Origin of the sequence: Pseudomonas wayambapalatensis (assembly GCF_049942315.1) — a bacterium.
Taxonomy (GTDB): domain Bacteria; phylum Pseudomonadota; class Gammaproteobacteria; order Pseudomonadales; family Pseudomonadaceae; genus Aquipseudomonas; species Aquipseudomonas wayambapalatensis.
In genome coordinates this window covers 1-17,355 of sequence record NZ_JBNFMU010000131.1, presented here as the reverse complement: position 1 = coordinate 17,355, position 17,355 = coordinate 1, and the positions used below count along the sequence as shown (strand labels likewise).

General features: G+C 64.0%; 18 protein-coding genes. 8 read left to right on the top strand and 10 right to left on the bottom strand.

Annotated features, from left to right (window positions below; translation table 11 throughout):
* The first annotated feature begins 4 nt into the window (after positions 1-4).
* From ACPZMI_RS07420 to ACPZMI_RS07410, 3 genes are all read left to right on the top strand, one after another.
* Positions 5-1,012, top strand: a complete 1,008-nt coding sequence (locus tag ACPZMI_RS07420; protein WP_186669960.1) for a methionine ABC transporter ATP-binding protein — start codon at positions 5-7, stop codon at positions 1,010-1,012.
* On the top strand, positions 1,012-1,683 hold the full coding sequence (locus ACPZMI_RS07415; RefSeq protein WP_186669962.1) for a methionine ABC transporter permease: 672 nt from the start codon (positions 1,012-1,014) through the stop codon (positions 1,681-1,683). Before ACPZMI_RS07420 ends, ACPZMI_RS07415 begins: the two co-directional genes overlap by 1 nt.
* 64 nt (positions 1,684-1,747) lie before the next feature.
* Positions 1,748-2,521, top strand: coding sequence for a MetQ/NlpA family ABC transporter substrate-binding protein (locus tag ACPZMI_RS07410; RefSeq protein WP_186669964.1), 774 nt, complete (start codon positions 1,748-1,750; stop codon positions 2,519-2,521).
* A 114-nt stretch (positions 2,522-2,635) separates the two neighbouring features.
* Here ACPZMI_RS07410 and ACPZMI_RS07405 read toward each other — a convergent pair whose 3' ends face one another.
* From ACPZMI_RS07405 to ACPZMI_RS07385, 5 genes are read right to left on the bottom strand one after another with little or no spacing between them, the layout of a single operon-like run.
* Positions 2,636-3,268: an SCO family protein gene (locus ACPZMI_RS07405; RefSeq protein ID WP_186709828.1), complete on the bottom strand. Its 633-nt coding sequence runs from the start codon at positions 3,266-3,268 to the stop codon at positions 2,636-2,638.
* On the bottom strand, positions 3,265-4,164 hold the full coding sequence (cyoE, locus tag ACPZMI_RS07400) for a heme o synthase (RefSeq protein ID WP_186669968.1): 900 nt from the start codon (positions 4,162-4,164) through the stop codon (positions 3,265-3,267). The genes ACPZMI_RS07405 and cyoE overlap by 4 nt, the downstream gene beginning before the upstream one ends.
* A complete protein-coding gene (locus tag ACPZMI_RS07395) occupies positions 4,149-5,222 on the bottom strand; it encodes a COX15/CtaA family protein (RefSeq protein ID WP_426351974.1) in 1,074 nt (357 codons plus the stop codon). The genes cyoE and ACPZMI_RS07395 overlap by 16 nt, the downstream gene beginning before the upstream one ends.
* A gap of 9 nt (positions 5,223-5,231) precedes the next feature.
* Complete coding sequence (locus tag ACPZMI_RS07390) at positions 5,232-5,816, bottom strand: hypothetical protein (RefSeq protein WP_186669970.1); 585 nt, start codon at positions 5,814-5,816, stop codon at positions 5,232-5,234.
* On the bottom strand, positions 5,782-6,525 hold the full coding sequence (locus ACPZMI_RS07385; RefSeq protein ID WP_426351980.1) for an SURF1 family protein: 744 nt from the start codon (positions 6,523-6,525) through the stop codon (positions 5,782-5,784). Before ACPZMI_RS07385 ends, ACPZMI_RS07390 begins: the two co-directional genes overlap by 35 nt.
* A 63-nt stretch (positions 6,526-6,588) precedes the next feature.
* On the opposite strand from ACPZMI_RS07385, the gene ACPZMI_RS07380 reads away from it, so the two are divergent.
* Positions 6,589-6,792 (top strand): twin transmembrane helix small protein, encoded by a 204-nt coding sequence (locus ACPZMI_RS07380; RefSeq protein ID WP_186709830.1) that lies wholly within the window; start codon positions 6,589-6,591, stop codon positions 6,790-6,792.
* Positions 6,793-6,822: 30 nt separating this feature from the next.
* Here the strand turns inward: ACPZMI_RS07380 and ACPZMI_RS07375 are convergent, their stop codons facing one another.
* Genes ACPZMI_RS07375 through coxB form a run of 4 tightly spaced genes read right to left on the bottom strand, consistent with a single transcriptional unit; the run spans position 6,823 to position 11,066 of the window.
* Positions 6,823-7,710 (bottom strand): cytochrome c oxidase subunit 3, encoded by an 888-nt coding sequence (locus tag ACPZMI_RS07375; RefSeq protein WP_186669974.1) that lies wholly within the window; start codon positions 7,708-7,710, stop codon positions 6,823-6,825.
* A 16-nt stretch (positions 7,711-7,726) separates the two neighbouring features.
* Entirely contained in the window at positions 7,727-8,293 is a 567-nt protein-coding gene (locus ACPZMI_RS07370) for a cytochrome c oxidase assembly protein (RefSeq protein WP_426351973.1), read from the bottom strand.
* Between the two features lie 12 nt (positions 8,294-8,305).
* Positions 8,306-9,895 (bottom strand): cytochrome c oxidase subunit I, encoded by a 1,590-nt coding sequence (gene ctaD, locus ACPZMI_RS07365; RefSeq protein WP_186669978.1) that lies wholly within the window; start codon positions 9,893-9,895, stop codon positions 8,306-8,308.
* Between the two features lie 43 nt (positions 9,896-9,938).
* Positions 9,939-11,066 (bottom strand): cytochrome c oxidase subunit II, encoded by a 1,128-nt coding sequence (gene coxB / locus ACPZMI_RS07360; RefSeq protein ID WP_186669979.1) that lies wholly within the window; start codon positions 11,064-11,066, stop codon positions 9,939-9,941.
* 382 nt (positions 11,067-11,448) lie between these two features.
* Here coxB and ACPZMI_RS07355 point away from each other — a divergent pair, with 382 nt between their 5' ends.
* The 4 genes from ACPZMI_RS07355 (at position 11,449) to ACPZMI_RS07340 (ending at position 15,519) form a co-directional block, all read left to right on the top strand.
* Positions 11,449-12,084, top strand: coding sequence for a hypothetical protein (locus ACPZMI_RS07355; RefSeq protein WP_411383544.1), 636 nt, complete (start codon positions 11,449-11,451; stop codon positions 12,082-12,084).
* A 121-nt stretch (positions 12,085-12,205) separates the two neighbouring features.
* Complete coding sequence (locus ACPZMI_RS07350) at positions 12,206-13,546, top strand: CHASE2 domain-containing protein (protein WP_426351972.1); 1,341 nt, start codon at positions 12,206-12,208, stop codon at positions 13,544-13,546.
* 33 nt (positions 13,547-13,579) lie between these two features.
* Positions 13,580-13,945 (top strand): hypothetical protein, encoded by a 366-nt coding sequence (locus tag ACPZMI_RS07345; protein WP_186669982.1) that lies wholly within the window; start codon positions 13,580-13,582, stop codon positions 13,943-13,945.
* The gene (locus tag ACPZMI_RS07340) at positions 13,942-15,519 is read left to right on the top strand and encodes a M48 family metallopeptidase (RefSeq protein ID WP_426351971.1); all 1,578 of its coding nucleotides are present in this window, start codon (positions 13,942-13,944) and stop codon (positions 15,517-15,519) included. Before ACPZMI_RS07345 ends, ACPZMI_RS07340 begins: the two co-directional genes overlap by 4 nt.
* A gap of 19 nt (positions 15,520-15,538) precedes the next feature.
* Here the strand turns inward: ACPZMI_RS07340 and ACPZMI_RS07335 are convergent, their stop codons facing one another.
* The gene (locus ACPZMI_RS07335; RefSeq protein WP_200603475.1) at positions 15,539-17,068 is read right to left on the bottom strand and encodes a SulP family inorganic anion transporter; all 1,530 of its coding nucleotides are present in this window, start codon (positions 17,066-17,068) and stop codon (positions 15,539-15,541) included.
* Between the last annotated feature and the right edge of the window lie 287 nt (positions 17,069-17,355).

The following is a 17,355-nucleotide window of genomic DNA, read 5'->3' as shown; positions in this document are numbered from 1 at the left end:
CTACGTGATCGAGTTCCAACATGTGCACAAGACCTACCGCGTCGCCGGTAGGGACATCCCCGCCCTGAATCCGACCAGCCTGACCATCGAAAATGGCCAGGTGTTCGGCCTGATCGGCCACTCCGGCGCTGGCAAGAGCACCATGCTGCGCCTGATCAACCGCCTCGAAGCGCCGTCCGGCGGCAAGATCATCGTCGATGGCGAGGACGTCACCGCCTTCGACGCCAACCAACTGCGCCGCTTCCGCCAGCAGGTCGGCATGATCTTCCAGCACTTCAACCTGCTGGCCTCGAAAACCGTGGCCGACAACGTCGCCCTGCCACTGGTGCTCGCCGGCGAGCTGTCGCGCGGCGAGATCGACAAGCGCGTCAGCCAGTTGCTGGCCCGCGTCGGATTGTCGGACCACGCGAAGAAATATCCGGCACAGCTGTCGGGCGGCCAGAAACAACGCGTGGGCATCGCCCGGGCGCTGTCGACCAACCCGAAGATCCTGCTGTGCGACGAGGCCACCAGCGCCCTCGACCCGCAGACCACCGCCTCGGTGCTGCAATTGCTGGCCGAGATCAACCGCGAGCTGAAGCTCACCATCGTGCTGATCACCCACGAGATGGATGTGATCCGCCGCGTCTGCGACCGCGTGGCGGTGATGGACGCCGGGGTGATCGTCGAGCAGGGGCCGGTGGCGGACGTGTTCCTGCACCCGCAACACCCGACCACCAAGCGCTTCGTCCAGGAAGACGAGCAGGTCGACGAAGGCGACCAGCGCGACGACTTCGCCCACGTGCCGGGCCGTATCGTGCGCCTGACGTTCCAGGGCGACGCCACCTATGCGCCGCTGCTGGGCACCGTGGCCCGTGAGACCGGGGTGGACTACAGCATCCTGGCCGGCCGTATCGACCGCATCAAGGATGTCCCCTACGGCCAACTGACCCTCGCCGTCACCGGCGGCAACATCGACGCAGCGTTCGACCGCTTCAAGGCGGCTGACGTACACATGGAGGTCCTGCGCTGATGGACGCCCTGAATTTCTTCGCCAACGTCGACTGGTCCGAGATTTCCCTCGCCACCGGCGACACCCTGATCATGCTGTTCGGCTCGCTGCTGTTCACGGTACTGCTCGGCCTGCCGCTGGGCGTGCTGCTGTTCCTCTGCGGGCCGCGGCAGATGTTCGAGCAGAAGGGCGTCTACGCGCTGCTGTCGCTGATCGTCAACATCCTGCGTTCGCTGCCGTTCATCATTCTGCTGATCGTGATGATTCCGATCACCGTGCTGATCACCGGCACCTCGCTGGGCGTGGCCGGTGCCATTCCGCCGCTGGTGGTGGGCGCCACGCCCTTCTTCGCGCGCCTGGTCGAGACCGCGCTGCGCGAGGTGGACCGCGGCATCATCGAAGCCACCCAGTCGATGGGCGCCACTACCCGCCAGATCATCACCAATGCCTTGCTGCCGGAGGCCCGTCCGGGCATCTTCGCGGCCATCACCGTCACCGCCATCACCCTGGTGTCCTACACCGCAATGGCCGGTGTGGTCGGCGCGGGCGGCCTCGGCGACCTGGCCATCCGCTTCGGCTACCAGCGTTTCCAGACCGACGTGATGATCGTCACCGTGGTGTTGCTGCTGGTGCTGGTGCAGATACTGCAGACCGTCGGCGACAAGCTGGTCGTACATTTTTCCCGTAAGTAAGCCTAACAGGGTCGGCCCGGCCGTCCCGTTCGGGGGCCGTCGCGGCCCTCACAAGGAGTGATCGATGAAAAAGCTGTTCGCTGTCGTCGCCGCCGTCGCGGCCTTCTCGGCCAATGCCGCCGAAACCCTGACCGTCGCCGCCACCCCGGTGCCGCACGCCGAGATCCTCAACTTCGTCAAGCCACAGCTGGCGAAGGAAGGCGTGGAGCTGAAGGTCAAGGAGTTCACCGACTACGTTCAACCGAACGTGCAGGTCGCGGAAAAACGCCTGGACGCCAACTTCTTCCAGCACCAGCCGTACCTGGATGAGTTCAACAAAGCCAAGGGCACCAAGCTGGTCAGCGTTGCCGGCGTGCACATCGAGCCGCTGGGCGTCTACTCGGCCAAGATCAAGAAGCTCGACGAGCTGCCATCCGGCGCCACCGTAGTCATCCCCAATGACGCCACCAACGGCGGCCGCGCCCTGCTGCTGCTGGACAAGGCCGGCGTGATCAAGCTCAAGGACAACACCAACATCCTGTCCACCGTGAAGGATGTGGCTGAAAACCCGAAGGGCGTGAAATTCCGCGAACTGGAAGCGGCCACTATCCCGCGCGTGCTGACCCAGGTCGATGCGGCGCTGATCAACACCAACTACGCACTCGAAGCCAAGCTCAACCCTCAGAAGGACGCCCTGGCCATCGAAGGCAGCGACTCGCCGTACGTGAACATCCTGGTGACCCGTGAGGACAACAAGGACGCGGACGCGGTGAAGAAACTGGTGCAGGCGCTGCACTCGCCTGAGGTGAAGCAGTTCATCAACGAGAAGTACAAAGGGGCTGTGGTGCCGGCCTTCTAAGCCGAACGATCGCGCTGAGCTCTTCGCGGGCAAGTCGGAACGCCGAACCGCCGCTCCCACAGGAAATCGCGTTCCCGTAGGAGCGGGCTTGCCCGCGAAGCTTTTGGGGGTTCATCAATCCCGCTTGACCAGCCCCGGCAACTGCGCCACCAGTTTCTGGTTGTTGAACGGCGCACGAATGAACCCACGCTGACGCCCGTCCGGCCCGACCACCGCCAGGTTGCCACTGTGATCGACGGTGTACCCCGGCTTGCTGGTGTCCGCCGGGATGAACGGAATGCTCAGGGCATTGGCCAGCTTCTGGGTATCCTCGATGGAACCTGCCAGCCCCACGAAATCCTTGTCGAAATAGCCCAGGTACTGCTTGAGCTGCTGCGCCGTGTCGCGGTTCGGGTCGACGCTCACCAGCACCACCTGCAAGCGGTCGATCGCCTCCTTGGGCAGCTCGCTCTTCACCTGGCGCAACTGTGCCAACGTGGTCGGACAGATGTCCGGGCAGTAGGTGTAGCCGAAGAACAGCAACGACCATTTGCCCTTCAACTGATCCAGCGCCACCGGCTGGCCATTCTGGTCGTTCATGGTCACATCCGGCACGCTGCGGCTCTGCGGCAGGAGGATGATGCCGGCGTCGATCAGCTCGGCCGGGTTGGCCTCGCCGCGGCCATTGAGCACCTTGTTGACGGTCAAGCCCATGATCAGCGCGACCAGGGCAACGAGGATGAAGACGGTTTTCTGGGTTCGGGTCATAGGTTCAGCAACAGGTAGTGATCAACGAGCAGGGCGATGAACAGCAGGAACAGGTACGCGATAGAGTACTTGAAGGTGCCGATCGCCGCGTGCGGCCGGGTGCCACGGTACAACACCCAGGCCCACTGGACAAAGCGCAGCCCCAGCAACAGGGCGCAGGCCAGGTAGAGCGGGCCGCTCATGTGGATGGCATAGGGCAGCAGGCTCACCGCCAGCAGCACCAGGCTGTAGAGCAGGATATGCAGCTTGGTGTAGTGCTCGCCGTGGGTCACCGGCAGCATGGGTATCTCGGCTTTGGCGTATTCCTCCTTGCGGTGGATGGCCAGGGCCCAGAAGTGTGGCGGCGTCCAGGCGAAGATGATCAGCACCAGCAACAGCGGCTCGGCGCTCAGGTGCCCGCTGACCGCGACCCAACCCAGCAACGGCGGGGCGGCGCCTGCCAGGCCGCCGATCACGATGTTCTGCGGCGTGGCGCGCTTGAGAAAGCCGGTGTAGACGACCGCATAGCCCAACAGGGAGGCAAGCGTGAGCCAGGCCGTGAGCGGGTTGGTGAAGGCCAGCAGCAGCGCCATCCCGGCGCTTGCCAGGGCAAGGGCGAACGCCAGCGCCGGCAAGGGCGCCACCCTTCCCTTGGCCACCGGGCGCTTGCAGGTACGTGCCATCAAGGCATCGATGCGCCGGTCCAGCACGTGGTTGACCACCGCCGCGCCGCCGGCGCACAGGGCGATGCCCAGATTGCCGAACAGCAGCACCGTCCACGGCACACCCGCGCGGGTGGCGAGGAACATGCCCACCAGCGAAGTGATCAGCATCAGCACCACCACCTTGGGCTTGGTCAGCTCCAGGTAGTCGCGCCATCCCGCGCGCTGCCGCCCTTGGCTCAGAACCGTCGCCACGTGTCATTCCTCAGGTGATGGGAAACGCCGCCAGGCGTGATCGGCCGCAGGCGCCAGCCCAGGCCGACACGCACCTTGTCGACCACCCGAATGCGGTAGTTCACCAGCACCATGGTCAGCAGCAGCAGGGCGCCCCCGGCGTTGTGCGCCACGGCAACCCCCAGCGGCAGGTGCAGCAGCACGTTGCTGATCCCCAACCCCACCTGCAGCGCCAAGGCAGCCAGCACCAACCGAGCCAGGCCGGACAGGCCATTGCGGTGCAGCTTCCAGCTCAGCATCAGCAGCACTGCCACGACCATCAATGCGCCCAGGCGATGGCTGATATGGATGGCCGTACGCGCATCACTGTCGAGCTGCCCGCCCAGGTAGTTCGGGCCTACGTGCTGGGTGAGGTGGAAACCGTTGCTGAAGTCTGCCGCAGGCCACCATTGACCATGGCAGGTCGGCAAGTCGATGCAGGCGACTGCCGCGTAGTTGGCACTCACCCACCCGCCTAGGGCGATCTGCCCAATCACCACCAGCAATGCCAGCGCAGCCACCCGGCGCAGACTCAACGGCAGCTTGGGCGGTGGCGCAAAGGCCCGGGATAGACGCAGGGATAACAGGAACAGCAGGCTCAGGGTGGTGAAGCCTCCAAGTAGATGCGCGGTGACCACCTGCGGCCAGAGTTTGAGGGTCACCGTCCACATGCCGAACGCCGCCTGCGCCAGCACCACGGCCAGCAGCAGCACCGGCAACCGGTAGGGCCCGCCGTCGCGGCCATGGCGACGTACCGCACCTATCGCCAGCCAGGCGATGACCAGCGCCAGTGTGCCGGCGAAATAGCGATGCACCATCTCAGCCCAGCCCTTGGCTTCTTCCACCGGATGCTCGGGGAAGTGCAACTCGGCATGGGCCAGTTGCGCGTCGGTCTTGGGCACGCCGATGAAACCATAGCAGCCGGGCCAGTCGGGGCAGCCGAGGCCGGCGTGGGTCAGGCGCGTGTAGGCGCCGAGCAGCACCACGACCAATGCCAGCAAGGTGGCGAACACAGCAAGTCGGTAACCGGGTCTGGCCATGCTGGCCTCCTAGCCGATGTTGGACAGCTTGAGCAGGTGGCGCAGGTCGTCGAGCACATGCTTGCCCTTGACCTTGGCGTCGTAGCGCAGCACCAGGTTGCCATGTGGATCGACGATCCACAGTTGCGCGCCGGGCTCGACGACCTTTGTGCGGTAGCGGTCGGCATCCAGCGCATAGCGCTGCAGTTGCGGGTACTCGCGTTCGAGCAGCGCCTGGTAGTCGCCACTCAAGGGCGTCGCGGTTGCCAGCGCATGGCTGGCACGACTGGCATCGCGGCCAAGGCCGACCTGGATCTGCCGGGCCAGGTAGACCAGCTGCCGGCAGTCCTCGGCGCAGGCATCGGGCGTGCTGACCAGCAGTTGCCAGCGCTCGTCCTGAGCCTGGATGCCGATATCGGCGCGGCTCTGGCCATTGCCGATCATCACGCCGTGGTAGCTGCGACCCTCCGGCACCCAGAACTTGAGCTTGTACATGCTGGTGGCAAGGATCATCGGGCCGAGGGTCACCAGCAGGATCAGGATCAGCTGCAAGCGCCCGCGGGTGCGGGACTTGCGCCCTTCAGGCACGTCCAGTGGACTCGTGGCGGCGGCCATGGCGTTTCTCCTTGTTGTCGTTGTGCCAGCCGAAATACAGGTACAGCAGCACCAGCGCCGTGCTCAGGGCAAACCATTGCACGGCATAGCCGAGGTGTTTTTCCGGGCCCATGGCAACGACCGGCCAATCCAGCCGATAGCTGGCAGGGCCTGGCTCCAGGCGCAGTTCATGGGCGAAGCCTTCACGCGCCAGCTGCTGCCAGAGCTGTGCGGGATCAAGGGCGGTCAGCAGGTGCGGCCATCGGCCGCCGGGCGGGTCGGGGTGCAGCTGGAAGGTGCTGCCTGGCGGCACGTAGACCGTGGCCTGCAACGCCAGGGGCTGGGCAGGGGTGTCGAAACGCACCGGCACGCGGCGGTCCGGCCAAGGCAACCAGCCGCGGTTGACCAGCAACCACTGGCCGCTGGCCTGGTCGTGGAAGGGTTGCAGCAGCTCGACACCGGCCTGGCCGTCGCGCAGGCGGTTGTCCAGCAACAGGCTGTGCTCGGGGTCGAACTGGCCGAACAGGCGCACGCGGTAGAAGGCCGGGTCGGGCAGTTGCACAAGCTGCGCCACGGTCACCGGCGCCTCGATGCGCCGCTCGGCGTAGCTGTCGAGCAGTTGGCGCTTTTCCTCGGCCCGGCGCAGTTGCCAGCAGCCAAGCGCGATCAGCCCCGGCAGCAGTGCGAACACCACCAGGGTCGGGACCAGCCCCGGGCGAAATGGCCTCACCGCGGCCTCGCCCTGTCGATCGCTATACTTGTCCACATCACTGCATCCCCCCGGAGTTTCGCCATGCTCAAGGCCGCGATTGTCCTGATGCTGTTGGCCACCATCGCCAGCCTGTTCAGTGGCCTGGTGTTCCTGGTCAAGGACGACGACCAGTCCACCCGCTTGCTCAAGGCCCTGACCCTGCGCGTCACCCTGGCCGTCCTGACCGTCGGCCTGGTGGCCTGGGGCTTCATCAGTGGGCAATTGGTTTCGCACGCGCCGTTCTGAATCACCCCACCCACAGGGTCCACCTTGCGGCTAAAGCACATACACAAAGATGAACAACCCCACCCATACCACATCCACGAAGTGCCAATACCAGCTGGCCGCCTCGAACCCGAAATGCTTGTCCGGGTTGAAATGCCCGCGCAGCACGCGCACGAACATCACGATCAGGATCAAGGTGCCGAGCGTGACGTGCGCACCATGAAAACCGGTGAGCATGAAGAAGGTCGCGCCGTAGATCCCCGAGCCAAGGGTCAGGCCCAGGTGCACATAGGCCTCGTAGTATTCGTAGGCCTGCAGCGCCAGGAACGACAGCCCCAGCAGGATGGTCAGCCCCAGCCACAGTTTCAGCGCGCCGCGATGGCCCTTGCGCAGGGCATGGTGGGCGATGGTGATGGTGACGCTGGAGCTGACCAGCAGGATGGTGTTGATCAGCGGCAGGTGCCAGGGGTTGATGATGTCCTTCGGCGGCGGGAACAGCTTCGGATCCGGCGTGTGCAGCAATGGCCAGACGAACTCGAAATTGGGCCAGAGCATGTGCGTCACGCCCTTGGCGCCTTCGCCGCCGATCCAGGGACCGGCCAGCACCCGCACATAGAACAGCGCCCCGAAGAAGGCCATGAAGAACATCACTTCCGAAAAGATGAACCAGCTCATGCCCCAACGGAACGAGCGGTCCATCTGCGCGCTGTACAGCCCGGCATGGCTCTCCTTGACCACCGCACCGAACCAGCCGAACAGCATGTAGGCCAGGAACAGCGCACCGACGAAGAAGATCAGCGGCCCATGGGATTCCGGGTGTCCGGCCTTGAGATCGTTGAACCAGGTGCCCAGGCCGAACACCGTGATGAACAGCCCGACAGTGGCGATGATCGGCCACTTGCTCTGCGCCGGAACGTAGTAGTGCTCATGACTTGCCATTGCTGTTCTCCTTCCCTCAGCGAGCGCCCTGAGCGTCCTGTACCGCGGCATGGGCAACCGGCGGGTGACGCGCAGTGATGTCGAACAAGGTGTAGGCCAGGGTCAGGTGCTTCACATTGCCCGGCAGGTCGCGGTCGACGATGAAGCGCACCGGCATCTCGATGCGCTCGCCCGGCTGCAGCACCTGCTGGGTGAAACAGAAGCACTCGGTCTTGTGGAAATACGCCGCCGCTTCGGCCGGGGTGATGCTGGGAATCGCCTGGGCACTCATCGGCCGGTCGGTCGGGTTGTGTGCGACGAACACCATCTGGTTCACCGCGCCCGGATTCACTTCGAGCTGGTCAGCGGTGGAGTAGAAGTCCCAGACCATGTCGCTGGCGTTGGTCGACATGAACTGCACCCGCACCGTGCGCGAAGGGTCGCTGACCTGGCTGCCTTCGTACTGCCCGCCCGTCTTGCCGTTGATACCGAAGGCCTTGCACATCACGTCGTAGATCGGCACCAGGGCAAAGCCGAAGGCGAACATCACCACCGTCAGCATCAACAGGCGAAGCACCAGGCGTTTGAGCGACAGGCCGGTCATCGCGTCGGTCTCCTATTTCACTTCCGGCGGAGTCTGGAAGGTGTGGTAGGGCGCAGGCGAGGGCACCGACCACTCCAGCCCGTCGGCGCCATCCCAGGGCTTGGCCGGAGCCGGTTCGCCGCCGCGGATGCACTTGATGACGATGAACAGGAAGAAGATCTGTGTGGCGCCGAACATGAACGCGCCGATGGACGAGATCATGTTGAAGTCGGCGAACTGCAGGTTGTAGTCCGGAATCCGTCGCGGCATACCGGCCAGCCCGACGAAATGCATGGGGAAGAAGGCCAGGTTCATGCCCACGAACGACAGCCAGAAATGCAGCTTGGCCAGGGTTTCGTCGTACATGTGCCCGGTCCATTTCGGCAGCCAGTAATAGGCCGAGGCAAAGATGCCGAAGATGGCGCCGGGCACCAGCACGTAGTGGAAGTGGGCGACCACGAAATAGGTGTCGTGGTACTGGAAGTCCGCCGGGGCGATGGCCAGCATCAGCCCGGAGAAGCCGCCGATGGTGAACAGGATGACGAAGGCGATGGCGAACAGCATCGGCGCCTCGAAGGTCATCGCGCCCTGCCACATGGTGCTGACCCAGTTGAACACCTTAACCCCGGTGGGCACGGCGATCAGCATGGTCGCGTACATGAAGAACAGCTCGCCCACCACCGGGATGCCGACCACGAACATGTGGTGCGCCCACACGATGAACGACAGGAAGGCGATTGCGCCGGTGGCGTAGACCATCGAGGTGTAGCCGAACAGCGGCTTGCGCGAGAACGCCGGGATGATCGAGCTGACCGCGCCGAAGGCCGGCAGGATCATGATGTACACCTCTGGATGGCCGAAGAACCAGAACACGTGCTGGAACAGCACCGGGTCGCCGCCACCCGCCGCGCTGAAGAAGCTGGTGCCGAAGTGGATGTCCATCAGCATCATGGTCACCACGCCGGCCAGCACCGGCATCACCGCGATCAGCAGGAAGGCGGTGATCAGCCAGGTCCAGACGAACAGCGGCATCTTCATCAGGGTCATGCCCGGGGCGCGCAGGTTGAGGATGGTGGCGATCACGTTGATCGCGCCCATGATCGAGCTGATGCCCATCAGGTGGATGGCGAAGATGAAGAAGGTCACGCTGGCCGGCGCATAGGTGGTGGACAGCGGCGCGTAGAAGGTCCAGCCGAAGTTCGGCCCACCGCCGGGGCTGAACAGGGTCGAGACCAGCAGCAGGAAGGCCGCCGGCAGCAGCCAGAAGCTGAAGTTGTTCATCCGTGGCAGGGCCATGTCCGGCGCGCCGATCATCAGCGGAATCATCCAGTTGGCCAGGCCGACGAACGCCGGCATCACCGCGCCGAACACCATGATCAGGCCGTGCATGGTGGTCATCTGGTTGAAGAACGCCGGCTCCACGATCTGCAGGCCCGGCTGGAACAGCTCGGCGCGGATCACCATGGCGAACGAGCCGCCAAGCAGGAACATGGCGAAGCTGAACCACAGGTACATCGTGCCGATGTCCTTGTGGTTGGTGGTCAGCACCCAGCGCATCAGGCCCTTGGCCGGACCGTGCGCATGGTCATGGCCGTGGGCGTGGTCGTCGATCACTGCACTCATGTCCTGTCTCCTGCACGTTGCGGGATATCAAGCGGGCACCGGCTCATTTGCTTTGCGCCTGCTTGAGCGCCAGTACGTCCTTGGGCGTGACCATGTCGCCCTTGTTGTTGCCCCAGGCGTTGCGCTCGTAGGTGACCACTGCGGCGATGTCGACTTCCGAGAGCTGCTTGCCGAACGCGGCCATCGCCGTGCCGGGCTTGCCATGGAAGACAATGCCCAGGTGGTCTTCCTTGGGCCCTGTGGCGATCTTCGAGCCCTTGAGCGCCGGGAACATTGGCGGCAGGCCCTGGCCTTCGGCCTGGTGACAGGCCACGCAGGTGGTGTGGTAGACCTTGTCGCCGCGCTCGACCAGCTCTTGCAGCGTCCACTCCTTGCTGGTCAGTTCCTTGAGCTGGGCCGCCTCGGCCTTGCGCTCGCCGAGCCAGGTGTCGTAGTCGGCCTTGGATTTCACCTCGACCACCACGGGCATGAAACCGTGGTCCTTGCCGCACAGCTCGGTGCACTGGCCGCGGTAGATGCCGGGCTTCTCGATGCGCGTCCAGGCTTCGTTGACGAAACCGGGGATGGCATCACGCTTGACCGCGAAGGCCGGCACCCACCAGGAATGGATCACGTCGGCAGCGGTCACCAGGAAACGCACCTTGGCCCCGACCGGCAGCACCAGCGGCTGATCGACCTCGAGCAGGTAATGCTCGTCCTTGGGCGCCTGGTTGCGGATCTGCTCGGAAGGGGTGGCGAGGTTGCTGAAGAATTCGACGTCCTGGCCCAGGTACTTGTAGTGCCATTTCCACTGGTAGCCGGTGACCTGGATATCGATATCCGACTCGCTGGCGTCGTAGATGTCGATCAGGGTCTTGGTGGCCGGGATGGCCATGGCGACGAGGATGAGAAACGGGACGACCGTCCACATGATCTCGACCCAGGTGTGCTCGTGGAAATGCGCAGGCTGCTGGCCGGTGGAGCGGCGGTGGATGACCATCGACCAGAACATCGCGCCGAACACCACGATGCCGATGACCACGCAGATCCAGAAGATGGTCATGTGCAGGTCGAACACGGCGTGGGAGACTTCCGTCGCCCCCGGAGACATGTTCACGGTCCAGGCGGCGTGCGCCTGACCGAACACCGTCCACAACAGGAGGCCCATCCAGACATGTGGATGTCGCATCATTGCGGGTTCCCCTTATCGTTCTTGTAGTCCCGGAGGCGTGGACGACGTTTTCTACGGCATAAGGGGGGGAACGGGGGTCAAGACTGCCTGGCTTCGACGACCGAGCCCCCTGCAAACGGCAGTCGGGCCTCATCAACAAATCACGTTCAAGCGGAGTATAGACAGCGACCAATCGCACGCAACGCGTGATGTGAAAACAACTTCACGCATTGGCTGAAATGGCTGAAAGGATTATTCCAGAGCGCTTGGGGCATAATAGTGGCACATTGATATAACCCGACGGAACAAGTGCCCCGTTGTTATAACAAATGCGTCTTAGCAATCTACACAGCCGAGCTAACTTAGTGTCTTCCGTTTGTAACGCCTTGTCCCTGGAGTTGTCATGAACATCGCAGCTGTACGCGAGCAGATCGAACAAGCCCATCAACATGAGAGCCGTACAGGCCAACTGAAGCAACGCCTCGAACAGCAACTGCCTCACCTGCATCATTCGATCCAACTGCCCCCGCAGGACGCCCAGGGTACCTTGTCGCGCTTCGTCCACGCCTACATCGGCCAGGTTCCGGAATTGCTCGAAGCGGCCAACGCCGTCGCCCGCGAGGCCGGCATCGAGTCGCAGATCAAGCCGGTGCTGAAAATCGCCGAAGCCTATTTCCTGCAACCCCCAGAGGTGATGCAGGGACACGTCGGCCTGGATTGCCTGCTCGATGAAGCCTATCTGGCCCATCGTCTGGTCGAGGAGGTCAACGACCTGTATATCCGCCACTTCCAGCAGCCACTGATTCCGGTGGACACCACCGTGGCCAACCTCATCGCCCACCAGTTGATCGGCGAGGACTTCGCCAACCAGCTGGATGAAGTGGTGCATCACTCGGTCGAAGAAATGCTCGATGACGAAAGCTTTGCCGTGGAGTCGGTCGAAGCCTATCGCAACACCCTCAGCAGCCCCGAGACCGGCGCAGCCTGGAAGCGTTGGCCGTGCCTGTCGCGCCAGTTGAGCGTGGAACTGGCGCTGTAACAGGCCGCAGACCGACGATTCGATCGTTGACGGGGCGCAATGCGCCCCTTGATGGTTGCCAGCGCTTTCGGATCCATTGCCAATAGTGGCAAAATGCCTCAACCCCTTGTTTGAGGCATGGATGCTGAAGCTCTCCCTTTTTCCCCTGCGCCAGGCACTGTTCGGCCTTTCAGTCGTACTGATCGCATTGCTCGACCCCTTCGGTATCGCAAGTTCGACCGACGATGCCTCGTCACGTTGGCTCAACCGCCTGTTGGCTGCTACCTACGCCGACAAGGGCCAGCAACAGGTGGTGGTGGTCTTGATCGACGATGACTACCTGCTGCGCAACGACACCTACTGGCCGCTGCCATACAACGAGCAGAGCAAGCTGTTCAAGCGCCTGCTGGCCTATGAGCCGGCAGCGGTGTTCGTCGACCTGCTCTACAGCCACGACCACTCGCGGGAAATCCCCGGGCAGCCCCCGCGCATGGAAAGCCAGCTGCTGGCCAACGTGTTCGAGCGCTATCGCCAGCAGGATATCCCGCTGTACGTGGCCGATACCGGCCTGCCGCGGGCAAGCGAAGGCGCGGTCAACACCCTGCCGCGCCTGGCCGAGGTCAGCACACCTGCGCTGGTGAGCTGGAGCGATTTCGGTAACCAGTACCCGCTCGCCGTGAAGACGCCCTTGGGTACGCTGGAAACTCCGGCCCTGCGGCTCTACCGCGACTATTGCCGCCACCAGGCATGCACAGACCTGCCCGCAGACCCCGCCAGCGCTGCCGAACTTGCACCGATGACCGTGCAATGGGGCGTGCACCGCTCACCCGAGCAGGAAAAGGTCGCCGATACCAGCACCTGCAATATTCCGGGATTGTTCGAGCAACTGAAGCAGGCGGTGTTCTGGAAGCTGGGCAAACAGGCACGGGCGACCTGCGCGTACACCCTGACGCTGTCGCCCACCGACCTTGAGGTCACCGACCCGAACGACCGCAAGCTGCTCGAATCGCTGCTGCGCGGGAAGCTGGTCCTGGTCGGCGCGCAGATCGCTGGCACCGGCGACCTCACCCAATCTGCGCTGCACGGCAAGATTCCCGGCGTCTACTGGCATGCCATGGCCCTGGACAACCTGGTCAACTGGGGCATGAATTACTACCGGGCCACGCCCAGCCTCGCCGACCTCGGCATTCCGGCAGGCTCCGTCGATGTACTGGATATCCTCGAACTGCTCCTGCTGGGCGGCATCACCCTGCTCAAGGGCAGCCTGGACGCCCCATTGTTCACCCACTCGCTGTTCATCCAGCGGCGTCGCCCAAGGCTGCGACCACTGGCTGCCTGGGCCCTGGTACTCGCGGCCATTGTCCTGCTCAGTTGCGGGCTTTGGCACTACAACTACACGCCGGCCAACGTGCTCGGCCTGTTGCTGTTGTCGCTCACGTTGTTCAGCGCAAGGATCCAGGCCCTGTTCGCCAGCAGGGCCTGACACCCGGAATTTCTCTATCAAAGGACCCCAGAGATGATCAAGAGCTCCCTATTGCTGCTGTCGCTGCTGGTCAGCCAGAGCGTGATGGCCACCCCCGAGCCGGTGGTCGAAGCCTGGCTGCGCAAGTCGGTGGCGGTGCTGGACGAACAGGGCAAGTCACTGCACCAGGTCGACAGCAGCAGCCTGCCAAAAGCGCCCAAGGTGCTGCAGTACAACAAGGAGCTGGACATCATCCAGGTAGGCTTGCCCGAGGGTAACGTCTGGATGGACACCATGGCGGTACGGGTGAACCCGCCGCTGAACATCGTCAAGTTCCCCTGCCAGACCCTGCAGAGCGGCTACTCCGACGACCACCAGAACAACTCGACCATCGGCTATGGCGCCGGGTGCAAGAAATGAGTGCGGGCAAGATCAAGCGCGTCGCTGCGGCCCTGTCGCTGGTACTGCTCGGCGGCTGCAACACACTCAACGGCGCCAACGACGCCTTGCAGAACCTGGTCGGCCCCTCGACCCAGTCGCGGCTGGACGGGCGTTACGTCGACCACAAGGACGTGCGTTCGTATTATCGGCTCGACCCACAGCAAACCCAGCAACTGCGCCTGAGCTTTGACGGTCGGGCGATTCCCGCCGACGAGATCCGCCAGCAGAACCTGGTGCGCATCCCGGCCCTGGAAAGCTACCTGCAAGGTATCGTCACCCGCTTGGCCAAAGGCTGGCCGGGGCAGGCGCCGAACCTGCAGGTACGCATCGTCGACAGCTACGCCTTCGGCCCCTCGGCCGACCCCTACGGCAACATTTTCGTGCCGCTGGGCATGCTCGACAACGTCGAGAGCGAGGATGAAATCGCTGCCATGCTCGGCCACGAGATGAGCCATGTGCTGCTGCGCCATCATGATCGTCGCGCAGCGTTCCAGGAGCAGAAACAGCTGCTCACCAACATCACCACCACAGTGGTGATCGCAACCGTGGCGAAGGATACCGGACGCAACAAGCAGACCGGCGCACTGTTCAGCAAGGACCCCGTGGGCACGCAGAAGGCCATCGGCAACACCGTGCTCTACACCTCGCTGGCCAACAGCTTCTCGGACAACGTCTGGAGCACCGCCTGGGGCCGCACCCAGGAAGACCAGGCCGACCTGCTCGGCGCCGACCTGATGATCCGCGCTGGCTACGCGCCGCGGGCCTCGAGCGTCAGCCTGCAACGCCTGGAAGACTTCCAGGGCAAGCAGAAGCCTTTGCTCGCAAGCTTCCTGCAAGAGCGCCAGACGGCGATGACCGATTCGCTGAAAAAGCTCGACCTCAACCGCACCACCCAGGAGCTGCAGACCCTGCTCAACCAAGGCCTGGGCACGGCATTGAACGCCACCGGCCAGTACCTGACCCGCTCGCATATGTCGCCGATCCAGCGAGACGAAGAGCTACGCCAGTATCTGGACCGCGAATACCAGCAACAGACCCAGGCGCGGGTGAACCGTCGCAGCTGGCCACAGGTGCGCGATTCGGCGACCGTGCAGCGTTCGCTGCAGGCTTACCGTGACGCCTACGCAGCCACCGCCGCACTGGAGCAGAAGAAGACCCGCGAAGCCGAGGTCTTCGTCAGCCGTGCGCTGGCGTCTCCGGTCGGCACCCAGCCAGGCATCCGGCGTGCGGCCTTCGCCGTGCATTCGGCGCAGGGTAACGGCCGCGCGGCCCTGGCCGACCTGCAGGGCATCCAGGACTGGACGCTGGCAAGCCCGATGGTCTATGACCTGATCATCGGTCATCACTTGCGCAACCGCGATCCGCAGGCAGCGCTGGGGATGATCGACAAGGCCGAACAGACCCTGGGATCAGAAGAGTTGTTCATCACCGAGAAGCTGCTGGCCAATCGTCAACTCAAGGCCGACGACCAGGTACAGCAGGTACTGCGCAAATGCGAGCAGTACCCCAGCCGTAAAGAAGGCTGCCGCAAGCTGGTGCCCAAGTCGGCCTGAGACTTGGGCACACGACGCCTCAGACCTGCGCGCTGCGTCGCAAGCGGCCCTCGATGCGCCGCTTGAGCCCGCGCTGCTCGATGGACAAACGTGAGCCGGCGGCGCGGCTCGCGCGCCCCCAGTCCTCCAGCAGCTCCAGCACCGAGTGGTCGATGTAGCTCAGGTTCGCCAGCGGTACATGCAGATGCGTCCCGGCAGGCACGCTTTCCAGCACCTGGGTCAGGGCAGGCACCTTGAGGAAGGTGGCCGCACCGCTCAGGCGCAGCTCCATGTGCCCATGGCGCGGCAGCTCGACCAGGTTGATCTTGAGTCGCGCCGCCTTGAACGCCAGCTTGAGCAAGGTCAGGGCAAAGCCCAGCAGCACGCCGGTCAGCAGATCGGTGAAGATGATCGCCAGCGCCGTGGCGGCGTAGGTGAACATCGGCATCCGGCCATAGCGTCCGAGGCCACGGAAGGCCTTGAAATCGACCAGCTTGATACCGGTGTACACCAGCACGCCTGCCAGGCTTGCCACCGGAATCTGCTGCAGCACGCTGCTCAGCACCACCACGAACGCCAGCAACCACAGGCCATGCAGGATCGCCGAGGCGCGAGTCTTTGCACCGGCCTGGACGTTGGCCGAACTGCGCACGATCACGCCGGTCATCGGCAATGCCCCCAGCACACCGCACAGCATGTTGCCGATACCTTGCGCCGACAGCTCCCGGTCGAAATCCGAACGCTGGCCGTTGTGCATGCGATCCACCGCCGCAGCCGACAGCAGCGTCTCGGCGCTGGCGATGAAGGCCAGGGCGAAGGCGGCCACCAGCAAGGTTGGATCGGCCAGTTTGAGCAGGTCGTCCGGACGGATCCAGTCAATCGCCTCCGACAGATCTGCAGGCACCTGCACACGGTTGACCGGCAGCGCCAGCCAGATGCTGATCGCGGTCATTGTCGCCACGCCCAGCAAGGCACCGGGGATGAAGCGCAGGCGCTGCGGGCGCCAGCGTTCCCAGCCCCACATCATCGCGATGGTGCCCAGGCCCAAAGCGCCGGCCTGCCAGCCATTGCCGGCGGCTTCAAACGGTAATGCCGAGGCCAGGGTCGCGGGGAAGCCCAGCAGGTTCTCGACCCCCGAGGGCTGTGGCGCGCTGTCGAACATGACATGCACCTGCGACAGCACGATCAGCACGCCGATACCGGCCAGCATGCCGTACACCACCGCCGGTGCAGTGACGCGAAACCAGCAGCCCAGGCGCAGCCGCCCGGCCAGCAACTGCAACAGGCCTGCCAGCAGCAGGATCGGCCCGAGCATGGCCACGCCATGCTGGCGCACCAGCTCGAACACCAACACCGCCAGGCCCGCGGCCGGGCCGCTCACCTGCAGGGGCGAGCCGGCCAGGAAGCCCACGACGATGCCACCGATGATCCCGGTGATCAGCCCTTTGGCGGGCGGCATGCCCGAGGCGATCGCGATGCCCATGCACAGCGGCAGGGCCACCAGGAACACCACGACCGAAGCCAGCAACTCTCGCGGCAAGGCCGCTTTTATCTGTGTCATGTTCACCATAACGCTCCTTTTCTGATTCACGGCCATTCCACTGGCCGACGGCACGGGGATCCCTGAATCGCGCGCAGGCGCGGGCCGCCAGCAGGATTGCCGGCAAGTAGGTCAGGGAAATTCAAGGCAGCAGAAAGCCCTGCCGCGCCTGGTGGGCGCAGCCGGCTATCAAGGTTTCTTCAGGTGTTGGGGTCGCTTAGGCTCTGTACGAAAAGCCTTGATACTCGGTGATGCTGCGTTGAAAACAGCCTCGGAATGCTCATTTACAACCCGTAAACTCCGCTTCCTCGGCTGTT

What these genes read in the sequence shown, in the direction of transcription:
- coxB (WP_186669979.1), bottom strand. Translation starts at nt 11,066, where the DNA reads ATGATGCGACATCCACATGTCTGGATGGGCCTCCTGTTGTGGACGGTG.
- ACPZMI_RS07415 (WP_186669962.1), top strand. Translation starts at nt 1,012, where the DNA reads ATGGACGCCCTGAATTTCTTCGCCAACGTCGACTGGTCCGAGATTTCC.
- ACPZMI_RS07355 (WP_411383544.1), top strand. Translation starts at nt 11,449, where the DNA reads ATGAACATCGCAGCTGTACGCGAGCAGATCGAACAAGCCCATCAACAT.
- ACPZMI_RS07375 (WP_186669974.1), bottom strand. Translation starts at nt 7,710, where the DNA reads ATGGCAAGTCATGAGCACTACTACGTTCCGGCGCAGAGCAAGTGGCCG.
- ACPZMI_RS07380 (WP_186709830.1), top strand. Translation starts at nt 6,589, where the DNA reads ATGCTCAAGGCCGCGATTGTCCTGATGCTGTTGGCCACCATCGCCAGC.
- ACPZMI_RS07390 (WP_186669970.1), bottom strand. Translation starts at nt 5,816, where the DNA reads ATGGCCGCCGCCACGAGTCCACTGGACGTGCCTGAAGGGCGCAAGTCC.
- ACPZMI_RS07410 (WP_186669964.1), top strand. Translation starts at nt 1,748, where the DNA reads ATGAAAAAGCTGTTCGCTGTCGTCGCCGCCGTCGCGGCCTTCTCGGCC.
- ACPZMI_RS07370 (WP_426351973.1), bottom strand. Translation starts at nt 8,293, where the DNA reads ATGACCGGCCTGTCGCTCAAACGCCTGGTGCTTCGCCTGTTGATGCTG.
- ACPZMI_RS07335 (WP_200603475.1), bottom strand. Translation starts at nt 17,068, where the DNA reads ATGGTGAACATGACACAGATAAAAGCGGCCTTGCCGCGAGAGTTGCTG.
- ACPZMI_RS07340 (WP_426351971.1), top strand. Translation starts at nt 13,942, where the DNA reads ATGAGTGCGGGCAAGATCAAGCGCGTCGCTGCGGCCCTGTCGCTGGTA.
- ACPZMI_RS07350 (WP_426351972.1), top strand. Translation starts at nt 12,206, where the DNA reads ATGCTGAAGCTCTCCCTTTTTCCCCTGCGCCAGGCACTGTTCGGCCTT.
- ACPZMI_RS07345 (WP_186669982.1), top strand. Translation starts at nt 13,580, where the DNA reads ATGATCAAGAGCTCCCTATTGCTGCTGTCGCTGCTGGTCAGCCAGAGC.
- ACPZMI_RS07405 (WP_186709828.1), bottom strand. Translation starts at nt 3,268, where the DNA reads ATGACCCGAACCCAGAAAACCGTCTTCATCCTCGTTGCCCTGGTCGCG.
- ACPZMI_RS07395 (WP_426351974.1), bottom strand. Translation starts at nt 5,222, where the DNA reads ATGGCCAGACCCGGTTACCGACTTGCTGTGTTCGCCACCTTGCTGGCA.
- ctaD (WP_186669978.1), bottom strand. Translation starts at nt 9,895, where the DNA reads ATGAGTGCAGTGATCGACGACCACGCCCACGGCCATGACCATGCGCAC.